Below are 12,256 nucleotides of genomic sequence, written 5' to 3'. Positions count from 1 at the left end.
CAAATCAAATTGCAATGTAATTAGAAAAAACGCTAATCCAATTACAGTAATCAGGTTTGACACAAAATTGAAAAGCGATGTGGTCAATATACTTGGAATTTCTTCTATGTCCCTATACATTGTGGTAAACAAATCTCCACTATTGTAGTTCGACATAAAGTTCCCTGATTTTCATCATAAAACACCACTCCTTTCAAAAATTGACTAAAAGGCAAGGTTTACCACCATGCTCCACGAGCAGTATACCCAATTGTATACCAGCAGCCAGCTTCCCAACCATCAGCTTCTTTTTTGCCAGCCCAGATCTTTTCCTCGCAGTTGTTTGTACAAGCTTGTCCCTGAACCTTCAATGGAAGAGTAGTTTCAATCTTTTTAACCTTCATGTAATTCACCATCCTTTGTTTTTTTGTTTCATGGAATAACGAGGCGACTACTATAAACGACTATAAATTTGCAATATTCCTTTGCAAATAATACTCAGAAAGTTTAACTTTCAAGTTTTCAATACTACAAACAATCGCTGATGGAGTATGAAGACTACCACACATTACTTTATTGATCATTCTACAACGAGTGGTATTACAGTAATTGTATCTCGAGCATCCTATACATTCAGTAATTTCAATTTTATCCCAACCAAGTATCTCCGTTACTTTTTCTTTATTTACCCCCTCCTTAATTGTGCCAACTACAAATTCCGGTATACCAACAGTAACAACACAGGGATATATTACACCATCGGTATCTATGCTAAATGTCGATGTACCTCCGTTACATGGAGAATTAGCCATTTTCGATAAAGCATCGTTAATAAGCCCTACATTGGTTATCTTGTCATAATCTTTGATATAATCAATAATTAACTTTCCCTGATCTAAAAGGATCTCCATGTCTTTTTCTGTCCAGTCATTACAGAAAGTATCAATAACAGGTACAATAGTTGTAAAACCTAAATCTAAAAGGTGCTTTACACTTTCATAGAGTGTCGATGCTGTTTGGGGGTTAATAGTCATTCGTGCCTTTACATCACTACGTTTCTCCAATAATTTTTTTGCTTTTTCTACGACTACAGCATAGGAACCTTTTTTATTAGCAAAAACCCTATTAGCATCATGGGCAGATTGAATACCATCAATACTGACTGATATTTCTGAATAGTGTTGGCTTAAAAAATCAATCATTAAATCAGTCAATAGAGTAGCATTTGTGGTAATTATGTATTGGACATTTTTGACTTTTTCATTCAGCCTTTTGATAAAGTATTGAATTTTATCAAACTCAATCAAAGGTTCTCCACCATGAGTCACAATAGATACTGTTTTATCTGAACAACTTCTTTGCTTCTCTACGATAAAATTCACAATACCGTCTAACACATCGTATGACGTTGAACGTACCATTTTATTACATTCATAGCAGTATGTACAATCCATATTACATTGATTGGTAAAAAATATGGTGTAATTCAATCAATCACCTTCTTATTTCCAAATATTTTTCAAAATCTCTTTCTTATAAGCACATCTTTCCTTGAATTCTTTTTCATCTATTTTATACATGGGATAAACACAAGACCAGCAAAAATAATTTATATTACAATTCTTGCAGGGTTCAAATTCACTTGGCTCAAACTTTTGCACGCAAGGACAAACGAAAAAGCCATCATTCGTATAGAAAAGTTTTCTCAAGTCATCAATTTCAGACATAGTACCAAGTCTAAATTCAGGTTCAACAAACAAATTACACGGGAAAATATCTCCATTGGCTTCTATAGTAATCTGATTATACCCGGCAGTGCAGCAGCAAGTGCGACACTCTGAATTTGTCTTTTTATCTTCCTGTCGTAAGAACTCCGTAGTAACTACATTATCCAAAATATCTTTATTCTCTTTTGCTCGACCTTCGTAAGATAATGCTCTCAGCATAGGAGTTGTATTTAACGATTCATTCAGCTCCATAAACTGTTTAGTATATCTCACATTGTTTGCACTTAAAACCATAGAAATACTAATCTTACTAAAGCCATGAGATTGAAGCAACTTTATGCTTGAAACAACCTTTTCAAATACCCCTTTGCCTCTTATAACAGCACATGACTCTTCATCTGCTCCATCAAGACTAATATCTATGCTATCAATTTGGCTAACGATTTCTTTAACGTTCTTAGGAGTGATCAAAGTGCCATTGGTCATGAGGGTGATTTTTCCATTATATATGCTCCGTAAATATCCCAATATTGTCAAAAAGTCTGATCTCAGCAAAGGCTCTCCGCCTGTTAGCGTAATGTTTTTGGGATTAGCAGCTACAATTTTATCGAGAAACGCACAAATTGTTTTTGTGTCAAAATGTTCTTTATCACTTTGACCAAATGCAGCATTGACCATACAATGAATACACTTCAAATTACATCTATGTGTAATTGCAAAACTAATATTTTCAATAATTTTTTCATCATCATTATATAGACAGTTCATTGAGTCTAATAATTTAATGAGCTGCTTCATATATTCTCGATCCTCGTCATCAGCAAGACTTTCAGACAAGGCACTCCACGACAATCCTTCCTTATTACACAATTCCAAAATATCGTAACACTGTTTTGGAACTTTAATCCACTGACCATTGAGCCGATTGAATATAATAGCTTGATCCTCATTAAACATAAACTTAGCCATGTTCGAAAATCGAATTCTCTTTGTATCCTCCACTTTAATTGCCCCCATATTAAAATTAATCTTTCGAATTGTACGAATTGCACATTCCATGTTGTTACATTTACACAACTAATAGGCGCAAGCAGACATTGGGATTTGTTGTTGTGTACTATATTTCTTATATAGAATACCACTTTATTGTTAGGATTGCAACAATGTATTTGATTTCCACATTTAGAATTTGACACAGGAAAGTTATGCAATACCAACAAAACTGTACCTATCAAGTAACTTTACAGCCATCATCAAAGATGATGTTCGAAGGGGATTGGGGATGTTGCCCCAACAAGCAATTTTTGAAAATTGAGCCAAAGGCGAAATTGAAAAAATGGGTGAACCTGTACAGGTTTACACTGCTTGCCAAAGAGTGTAAACCTTGATAGGAATGTTGCACAAAAGTTATATTCGATTTTGTGTGTAAAAATACAAAATGACTATTTTGGTGGTGACAAACAAGAGAATTTGTGCTATACTGATCATAATATATTGATCATAAACAGAGAGTGTTTATTTTGAGAGTGTGGTGATATAGTTGCGAAGTATGAGTATGAAACGTAAGGTAACTATCGGGATGATAGCGTTACTTACTAATATGATATTGTACACCGGCTGTAGTAATTCTAACGTATCGTTATCAAATTCTTCACCGACTTTACCTGAAGTAAATGAAACATCCATTGCAGCGGCTATTGAACAAAGCGCCATGGAGGATGGTGGATATAGATTTGCAAATGCTGAATTTGAATCACAATTTAGTGTTTATGCCACATATTATATAAGGATGGCAAAAGAATATGCTGGTTGGTCGCAGTCCCCAATATCTCCAGAAACCAAAAGTGAAATTGAAGAAAAGTTTTTAAATGCTTCTGACATGGATTTAACGGATATTTTTTGCGCTATTTCTTTACTGGGAAGTAATGAAAACTTGCCTGCAAAAACAAAAGAAAATATTTCATCTTACTTAGATTCACTCTATGATAAAGATTTAAAGTGTTATACACTGTTTTATAATGGCGAAGGTAATGAGTATATATTTAATATATATGCGAACTACCTAGTGGACTTTATTTCCAGCTCATTGAATATAGAAATGAAGCCTATTGATGATTGGCTTGAAAAAGCAATTGAAGAGGTTTTTGTATCAGATGAGATAATTGCAGATAACTCCAGTGCGTACTCTATGTTTTTTGAATTGGCAAAGAATCACAACATAGAAGTTCCGGAAACATCGATAACTGCTATCATCCAAATGTTTGAAAATACTTTAGACAATATGGATGAACTGGACAATCAAAATATATATGTGCCTGTATTCTTAATGGATTATTTGGACTTTTCGAGATTTGCGGGCTATGATAGTTCAAAAAATCACGACAAAGTTATACGTGTTTTATGTGACGAAAATGGCGTAAAGAAAGATGCATTTGTTGAATATGATGCGTATGGTTTGTACGCAACTATACGTGCTTTAAAACTTGCAAACTACAATTTTGAAAGTTGTGTTCATTTTAGAGAGGTGTTTAATGAGTTCGATTCTTTTCTGTTAAGTGAAGATTCGTATATGTCTCCTGGATATGTGGAATCAAATTTTGTGGACACTTATTATGTGGATGCTTTAATTCATGATTTGGGTATAGATTCAAGTAATACTATTAGTCAATATTGTATAGAAAATAAACCCGCAATTCTTGAGAGCGATGTATTAAATATATACTATTTTCTTGAATTGTTGCAAAGGAATGATTTGTTAGAGCTTGTGGACGCTGAGCGTGATGAGATTATACAGAAGCTATCTTCAAGCATTCAAGTCCTAGCTAGTGACCCATCATCCATAAATGCGAACTTACCTAAAATTAATGGTTGTATCAAAGGATTAAAAATTTTAAACGAGAATCCACAATTCTCTGAAGAATACTATGATGCTATAGTAAAAAATTTTTCTGTGAGTTCTGATCAACAACAAAAGGCATATGATTTAGCCGGATTGATTGAGTTCATTTGTTTAGTATCTCCAGATAACATAGACGATTCCAAAGAATATTGCCATCAATTAGAAACAACATTAATTCAATTGTCATCTGAAGATGTAAGTAATAAAATAATGTTGCAAAAAATGGCATTAAATGTTTTTGAATTAAGCAACTATGTTGTCACATCAGAATTTAATCAAATAGTAGTAAACACTTTGAGTCAATCGCAAGATGAAAGCGGTCTATTTAAAGGAGGAGATTCCAATGATGATCTTGTAAGTTTTCGTAGTACCTATGATGCAGTTGTTTTGTGTGAAAGTATTAACTAAAATGTAAGGAGGTAACGTGTATGAAGAAAATGTTAAAAAGTGCATTGCGTTAGCTATGGGAGCAGTTATGCTCATGCCGGTTACTGCTTTTGCAGCAGAAGATGAACCTACCCTCATTTCTACTCAGGAAGTGGCTTTGAGTCCTTCTGGTGCAAATACCAGAAGTGCTGAAACCAAGGAATTCACCTTGAGCACTTATGAAGATAACGGTAGGACGGTGTATTCTTTTGATGTGGAAGACGAAGAATATCGTCAGGCCGCTATGGAATATATCAACGAACTTACTGGTGATCCGGGGCCTACTCCTCAGACAAGAGGTATTTTGCAGCCTGGAGAGTCTGAGTATCATAACGATACACAGTATGATGGCGATGCGATGTCTTACGCATGGAAAAGAAATACTGCCGGTCAAACAGATAATAATTTTGAGGGCGGACAGTCATCGCTTTGGTCTGGAAGCGGAAATTGTGACTACATCGTATTGAATCAGGGCATTTCTGTAAGTGGAATTGCAGTTTCTATTTCTTGGCCGCCGTCTGTTTCTGGTAGTGGTAGCAGTGCTTCTTGGCAATCTCAGCCGGTATATGACAATGTTGCTGGAGCAAGTTTTAATGGACTCGTAGTTGGTGGCACAGCTTTTTCTTGTACGTTTAGCGAAAATGGCGATGTGTATGTAGGAAGCCGAATCTATCGTCCGACAACCACCATTAAGTTCAGTTATTTCTCCTAATCAGTGGAGGCACAAAATGAAATACAGTAACTTAGGGATAGGATTACTACTCTTTGCAATACTATTAGAAATGTGTTCTAGTGGTCTATCGGCATTATCCTTATGCTTAGGAGTAGTGGGTTTGGTCATACTGGTTGTATCGTCACTAAAACCAAAAGATAAGTACTAATTATTTGTACGATCAAAAGGGGTTATCGGCATTCGCTTGATAACCCCTTTCATTTGCTTTAAGAAACCTTATTTCAATATAGAATACAGCAAGTTCCAACTCTTTTGCTATTCGTATTCAAAATGGTTTGCATCATCATAATCTCCAAGATCATCTTTCAGGAACTTCGTCTTTCGAATGTACATAGGACTGACTAGTTCTCCTTTTTCGTGCAGAAGGCTGAATTTATAGTCCAGTAATGCTGCGGGAACATAAAGCTGTTTAGCGGTTTCAAAGAAAGAATATTTGGATAAGCATTCCAACACTTCTTTGTCTTCTAAAAGAAGTTCAGCTGCAAAGAAATTTGCTTCATCCTCATCTTGTGAGCGACCATCTAATACTTCCATTTCCTGAAAGCCTTTCATCATTGCAATTTTTGTATGAAGCACTGCGTGTCCCAATTCGTGAGCAATCAATATACGTTCTAACACGTCATTTACATTACTGTCAATGACGATATTTTTTTGTCTGGATTGATAGAAGAAGAACCCTTTCAGCTTTTTCTCCAAATTATAAAAATGAATTTTAATTTCCAGGCATTTACAAAGCTCATAGGGATCTCTAGTATCATATTTTTTTACGAGCTTTCCTACGGTTTCGATAATATGTGCTGCCGTTCTCATTTGCTTCACCTCCAAACTGAACACAGAAAAATACAGATAAGAAATCGTCAGATTTCACTTTGCGCAAGCTTCTTATGTTTTCTGTACTTTTTTGGGGTGAACTTTTCTTTGGCATTCTTTTTAGAGTCCATATAAACTGCCATTAATGCCTGAAAGAATACATCCTTAGCGTCCTCATCTAAATCACCACCAGCAAAGAGCGAACTCACACGTCCCAAAACTTCCTGTGCTTCTTTTGCACCTTTAGCACCAAACTGCTCTCGTGCTTCAGCCAAAAACATATCTTCATCTATATGACTTTGTGTATTGGTTTCCTGATCGTCTAATAAATAAGCTACAGAAACATGGAGAGCTTCAGCTAATTTTCTGATATTACCTTTGCGAGGTATGGTTCCCAACTGTTCGTAAGTGTAGAGGGAGCGTTCAGAGATACCGGTAAGCTGGGCAAGCTCGGTTTGAGATAGGTTCATAGCCAAACGAGCTTCTTTAATTTTTTCTCCAAATGTCATGGTAGTATCCTTCCTTTCAAAAAATATTTATTCATAACTTCCGATTATTTGTTGACAAACTTCTGAAAAATGCTATAATGAGAATCAGAGCAGAAGTTTTAGTTCCACTTAATTATATATCGGAACTTTTGCAAAGTCAAGAACTTCCGATTCTCACTTCTGTTTTTAATCATACATCGGAAGTTATAGTCATTCTTGTCCCATGGTATTTGTTTCCCTTTAGCCAAGTGACAGGAGTTAGAAAGGAATTCTTATTTTATGGATTAGGCTGAAAGGAGATTCTGAATGAGCAGATATAATACACAGGTATTAAGCAGTATTCGAATGCTTTGCCGGATGCGGAACATTAACGAGAAGGTTCTGTATGAAAGAGCAAAGCTGATTTTATCCATATATCGAGAGGTGTGCTGGTCTACCATTGATCGTGCGAATGATGTATGTGATACCCTTATTTGTACTTACGGTGACAGCTTAGATGGTGCATTGATTTATCTGGAGAACTTTGCTCCGGATGAAGCGAGAGAACGATTTGAAGAACGCATCCGTAGCTTATTTGAGACAAAGTGGATCATTGAACTGGTAGATATGGCTATGTTGAAAATCAGAGAATATCCAGATAAAGGCGCTCTGTACTGTGAGATTATCTCAAAGGCATATCTCAACCGCTTCAAGTACAGGGAATCAGAAATGCTGGAGGTTTTGAATATGGAACGCAGCACCTACTATGACCGAAAGAAAGAAGCGATACTGTTATTTGGTCTGTCACTTTGGGGAACAGCCATTCCTAAATTGAAAGATTTCCTGGAAAGTGCCAGGGAGGAAGAAGCCTTGTGTTATTGTGAGTGCTAAGACAGGATTTTAGTCCGACTAAAATCCGATGAAAATACGACGGTTTCCCTACTGAAAGTCCGACTTGTCCAGTGTTAAAATGGCTATGCTGGGAGATAACGGCATAAAATTGAATAGAGAGAGTTACGCCTCGTGCCTGTAATGGGTACGGGGCTTTTTTTATACCTGCCTATCTTCCTTCATTTTAACACAAAGGCATGAACGAGAGCTTGGAGCAATTTACTCCGGCTCTTTTTTTATGCCTGCAAGGAGGACAGGCAGATGGCAAAGGGCATTGAGAATCGGGCACGATCTCCTCCTGCTGTTTTTGATTTTGCAACTTCACAAATTCAGAAACACGGAGGAACGAAAATGTATTACGACTTGATCGAAAGCGGAAAAAGAATTAAAGCTTTGAGAAAGGAACATGGGCTTACACAGGAACAGCTTGCGGAGCAGTTAGGTGTTGCTGCAAACACCATTGCACGAATTGAAACTGGAAACAGAGGTATCTCTATTGATTTGGCAATCGAACTGGTTGTGCGCTTTGAGACAACCCTTGATTACATATTTTTAGGTCGTGAATAACCTCAAAACTATACCTACGAGGCAATAAAAACTTGCATGAGGAACAGGTACAATTTAGATACAGCCAAAGAAAATCGGCTGCTTGATCCTTGAAAACTGAATACACAGTCATCGAATACGTTCCTGTTGCCGGTGCGAGAGCATCAGCCACATCAGCGGTACGCCGAGACGTATCGGACAGAGAAGCAGAACGACTTTCTTCTATAAATTAAGTGCTTGTCTCTCTCCCGATGCCAGCGATCAATACTGGCTTGTAAATATTGGGTTGCTCCCAATACGGCCATGAAAGCAACAGGATTAAAGATACTTCTCTACGGAGCTGGCGGAGAACCCGGCAGAGGTTAGATTCCTATGGAACTGATTCGCAATCAGTCGTTCGGTGATTCCCTGAGGGCGTAAGCCCTCTTTCCCAGGGGTGCGTGGCAAATATGGGACACATAGACTTTTGGACTGACTGCCTGATTCCTTTCGGGCAGTCAGTTATTACATACCCAACGAAAGGAGGTCATGGCACATGATGAAAGAAAATTGGGTATATTGCCGTGGTGATATTTATTGCGCCAATCTGGACCCGGTAGTTGGGTCGGAACAAGGCGGCATCCGTCCGGTTATCGTCATTCAGAACGATACCGGTAATAAACACGCTCCCACATTGATTGTGGCAACGGTCACCACCAGAATCCATAAGAAAGCGAATATGCCGACGCACTTTGTTATTTACGACAATCCTGCATTCAAAGAAGCGTCCGTTGTTCAGCTGGAACAGATTCGTACCATTGATAAAAGCAGGATTGATAATTACTTAGGTAAGGTAACGCCCCGTGAAATGGTAGCGATTGAGAAAGCCTTATCCGTCAGCCTGGCAATGGAACAGCTGAAAAAGCGTCCCACAAAACATAAAGCAAAGAGAACGAAGGAGTGAACATAAATGTTTGAAGAAAGAATCGCTGCCATGAATCAGCGCACCGAAGAAGCGATGGCTGCTAACGCAGTTCAGTTTGATAAGAGAACCTATACGGTTGATGAGATTCAGGATATTCTGGGCATCAGCAGAACCAGTGCATACAACCTTGTGAAAAAGAAAGTTTTTCACAGTGTCCGCATTGGCGGCAGCATCAGAATCTCCAAAAAGAGTTTTGATGAGTGGTTGGATCATCAAATGTAAGATTTGTCAAGGGTGTCGTACAACCCGGCGACAAACTTCAAAACATATTGAAAGTTCGATAAAATGTAGCCATGACAAGAAACACATGGCTACATTTTTTACATAGGAGGTTGTACGATGGCGGAAATGAGAAAACGCACGAGTATGTCTGTTCCGGAAATGGGCAGGATGCTCGGTCTTGGTAAAACGGAGTCATACTGGCTCATTAAGAAGAATTACTTCAAAACCATTCTTGTCGGCAACACCATGAGGGTGATGATCGACAGCTTTGAAGAATGGTATGCCAATCAGTTCAAATATCAGAAGGTCGATGGAACCCCTCCCGGAGAGGAACTGAAGAAAACTACATATTCAATGGAGGAGCTTGGACAGCGCCTTGGGCTGAAAGAAGCGACTGCTTACGAGCTGGTTGCCAAAGGGCATTTTGATGTGGTTGATGTCCTGGGCAAGCGCAGAGTGACCAAGGAGAGCTTTGAAAGATGGTATGCTTCTCAAACCGATTACCGCACGGTAGAGGATCAGGAACTGGATGCAGATATTATGGCATCCACCTACGGTCTGCCGGAAATGGCAAGAATGCTTGGGATACATCGTCAGACCATTTACTATATCGTTGCCAATGAAGATTTTGAGCTTATCAAGGTTGGCAGATATAAGCGAGCTACCAAAGAGAGCTTTGAAAAATGGTATCAGAATCAGACCCGCTACCAGTTAGCGGAAGATAGACAGGAAAGGAGCTGATTACATGGCATCTATTGTTAAGAGAAAAAAGAAGTATTCTGTGGTTTATACATACACCGATGAGAACGGCAACAAGCGTCAGAAGTGGGAAACCTTTGAAACGAATTCCGAAGCAAAGAAAAGGAAGTTGCAGGTTGAATATGAGCAGGAGTCCGGAACCTTTATTCCCCCTTCTGCTAAAACCGTCAACGATCTTTTGGATGAGTATATGTCAATCTATGGTGTGAACACATGGGCGATGTCTACCTATGAAAGCAGAAAGAGCCTGATTGCAAACTATATTCGTCCCCTCATCGGTGATATGAAGCTGGAGGATGTCACACCGAGAATCATGGACAAGTATTACCGAGATTTGCTTTCTGTCAAAGCGGTTTCTTCTAAGTATGTAAAAGCCCGTACAGAATATCTGACTCCGCATACTGTCCGAGAGGTTCACAAGACATTGCGAAATGCTTTCAATCAGGCGGTCAAGTGGGAATTGATGACCAGAAACCCTGTGGAGCACGCTACGCTGCCGAAAGAAGAACACAAGACCAGGGATATCTGGACAGCAGAAGTGCTCCAGAAGGCTCTGGAAGCCTGTGACGATGATATTCTTCGTCTGGCTATTAACCTTGCCTTCTCCTGTTCCCTGCGAATGGGCGAGCTTCTGGGGCTTACCTGGGACTGTATTGACATTTCCCCCACCAGTATTGAACTTGGTCAGGCAAGCATCTTCGTTGAAAAGGAGTTGCAGAGAGTAAATCGTGAAGCGATGGCAGATCTGGACGGTAAGGACATCATGTTCAAGTTCCCACCGACCTTCGCCAGTACGCATACCGCATTGGTTCTCAAAACTCCTAAGACCAAAACAAGTGTCCGCAAGGTGTTCTTACCGAAAACCGTAGCGGAAATGTTGGTACAGCGAAAGGCTGACATCGAAGAACTGAAAGACCTTTTCGGTGACGAGTTCGTAGACTTCAATCTGGTTTTCTGTTCTTCCAATGGCAAGCCGATTGAGGGGCAGGTTATCAACCGTGCTTTCAATAAGCTGATTGAGGAGAAGGGACTGCCGAAAGTGGTTTTCCATAGTCTCCGACATTCCAGTATCACTTACAAGCTGAAGCTGAACGGCGGCGATATGAAATCCGTTCAAGGCGATTCCGGTCATGCACAGGTCAAGATGGTAGCGGATGTTTACTCCCATATCATCGACGATGACCGCAGACTGAACGCTGAAAGAATGGAAGCTGCGTTCTACTCAGGCAGACAGGCAACGCCTGAGCCGGTTCAACCAGCCGCAACGGAAAGCTCCGCTGATGATAAAGAACTTCTTCTGAAGCTTCTGCAAAATCCGGAAATGGCAGCACTCCTGAAGTCGCTGGCAAAAACATTATAGTAACTGCAAGGGCAGATCCTTTTACATAGCTACAATAGCTGTAAAAGGGTCTGCCCTTATTTTTTTGTTATGGAGGTCAACGAGTATGGATAGAATCTTTATGGACGAGTATTACGAGCATCTGAGAGCTGACAATATCGAGGCATTTTCCAAGGAAAGGAACGACGAATATGTTGGCAGAGCTGAGGAATACAAAGCAGCAAAGTCGGCATTGCTTGAAGGATTGGGACTTGAGCATTTGTTTGACCATAGCCATGAACTGACTCCGAAAGAGAAAGAAATATGGATGCTGTTCGATAGGGTTGATGTAGCAGAGCTTCTGGCAAGGGATGCTTTTGCCAAGGGTGCTTATATGCTCGGCGCTGAGGATAGAGAGATTATGCTGAAATAAAAAAAGACCTGCTTCGGCGGGTCTAAATTACATAGAATCATTGAGTCTGAAAAAACCTTTGAAATTCTTAATAATGCTGGTT

The 12,256-nt window shown here is 39.2% G+C and carries 14 protein-coding genes; 9 read left to right on the top strand and 5 right to left on the bottom strand.

Going from position 1 to position 12,256, the window contains the following annotated elements; all coding sequences use genetic code 11:
• Nucleotides 1-218: 218 nt before the first annotated feature.
• Genes J3353_RS14700 through J3353_RS14690 form a run of 3 tightly spaced genes read right to left on the bottom strand, consistent with a single transcriptional unit; the run spans nt 219 to nt 2,708 of the window.
• On the bottom strand, nt 219-383 hold the full coding sequence (locus J3353_RS14700) for a hypothetical protein (protein ID WP_207685128.1): 165 nt from the start codon (nt 381-383) through the stop codon (nt 219-221).
• A 60-nt stretch (nt 384-443) separates the two neighbouring features.
• Entirely contained in the window at nt 444-1,469 is a 1,026-nt protein-coding gene (locus J3353_RS14695; RefSeq protein WP_055230835.1) for a radical SAM/SPASM domain-containing protein, read from the bottom strand.
• Between the two features lie 12 nt (nt 1,470-1,481).
• Complete coding sequence (locus J3353_RS14690; RefSeq protein WP_070104146.1) at nt 1,482-2,708, bottom strand: radical SAM/SPASM domain-containing protein; 1,227 nt, start codon at nt 2,706-2,708, stop codon at nt 1,482-1,484.
• Nucleotides 2,709-3,261: 553 nt separating this feature from the next.
• On the opposite strand from J3353_RS14690, the gene J3353_RS14685 reads away from it, so the two are divergent.
• Both J3353_RS14685 and J3353_RS14680 read left to right on the top strand, forming a co-directional pair.
• Nucleotides 3,262-5,013 (top strand): hypothetical protein, encoded by a 1,752-nt coding sequence (locus tag J3353_RS14685; protein WP_055230837.1) that lies wholly within the window; start codon nt 3,262-3,264, stop codon nt 5,011-5,013.
• Nucleotides 5,014-5,029: 16 nt separating this feature from the next.
• The gene (locus J3353_RS14680; RefSeq protein WP_207685127.1) at nt 5,030-5,743 is read left to right on the top strand and encodes a hypothetical protein; all 714 of its coding nucleotides are present in this window, start codon (nt 5,030-5,032) and stop codon (nt 5,741-5,743) included.
• Nucleotides 5,744-6,019: 276 nt separating this feature from the next.
• Here J3353_RS14680 and J3353_RS14675 read toward each other — a convergent pair whose 3' ends face one another.
• Both J3353_RS14675 and J3353_RS14670 read right to left on the bottom strand, forming a co-directional pair.
• Nucleotides 6,020-6,574 carry an ImmA/IrrE family metallo-endopeptidase gene (locus J3353_RS14675; protein ID WP_055230839.1) on the bottom strand — a complete coding sequence of 185 codons (555 nt, stop codon included), beginning with the start codon at nt 6,572-6,574 and terminating at the stop codon, nt 6,020-6,022.
• A 47-nt stretch (nt 6,575-6,621) separates the two neighbouring features.
• A complete protein-coding gene (locus J3353_RS14670; protein WP_055230840.1) occupies nt 6,622-7,083 on the bottom strand; it encodes a helix-turn-helix domain-containing protein in 462 nt (153 codons plus the stop codon).
• 285 nt (nt 7,084-7,368) lie between these two features.
• Between J3353_RS14670 and J3353_RS14665 the strand changes: the two genes are divergently transcribed.
• From J3353_RS14665 to J3353_RS14635, 7 genes are all read left to right on the top strand, one after another.
• A complete protein-coding gene (locus J3353_RS14665; protein WP_055230841.1) occupies nt 7,369-7,932 on the top strand; it encodes a hypothetical protein in 564 nt (187 codons plus the stop codon).
• A gap of 261 nt (nt 7,933-8,193) precedes the next feature.
• Entirely contained in the window at nt 8,194-8,499 is a 306-nt protein-coding gene (locus J3353_RS14660; RefSeq protein WP_207685126.1) for a helix-turn-helix transcriptional regulator, read from the top strand.
• A gap of 514 nt (nt 8,500-9,013) precedes the next feature.
• Nucleotides 9,014-9,421, top strand: a complete 408-nt coding sequence (locus J3353_RS14655; protein ID WP_008791988.1) for a type II toxin-antitoxin system PemK/MazF family toxin — start codon at nt 9,014-9,016, stop codon at nt 9,419-9,421.
• A 6-nt stretch (nt 9,422-9,427) separates the two neighbouring features.
• Nucleotides 9,428-9,664, top strand: a complete 237-nt coding sequence (locus tag J3353_RS14650) for a helix-turn-helix domain-containing protein (protein WP_002304418.1) — start codon at nt 9,428-9,430, stop codon at nt 9,662-9,664.
• Between the two features lie 117 nt (nt 9,665-9,781).
• Entirely contained in the window at nt 9,782-10,405 is a 624-nt protein-coding gene (locus J3353_RS14645; RefSeq protein WP_207685125.1) for a helix-turn-helix domain-containing protein, read from the top strand.
• A gap of 4 nt (nt 10,406-10,409) precedes the next feature.
• The gene (locus tag J3353_RS14640; protein ID WP_008982547.1) at nt 10,410-11,783 is read left to right on the top strand and encodes a tyrosine-type recombinase/integrase; all 1,374 of its coding nucleotides are present in this window, start codon (nt 10,410-10,412) and stop codon (nt 11,781-11,783) included.
• 85 nt (nt 11,784-11,868) lie between these two features.
• A complete protein-coding gene (locus J3353_RS14635; RefSeq protein WP_002304425.1) occupies nt 11,869-12,174 on the top strand; it encodes a hypothetical protein in 306 nt (101 codons plus the stop codon).
• The last annotated feature ends 82 nt before the right edge of the window (nt 12,175-12,256 follow it).

The organism is Faecalibacterium sp. Marseille-Q4137 (assembly GCF_017377535.1).
GTDB classification, from domain to species: Bacteria; Bacillota; Clostridia; order Oscillospirales; family Ruminococcaceae; genus Faecalibacterium; species Faecalibacterium duncaniae.
This window is presented reverse-complemented; position numbering and strand designations above follow the sequence as displayed.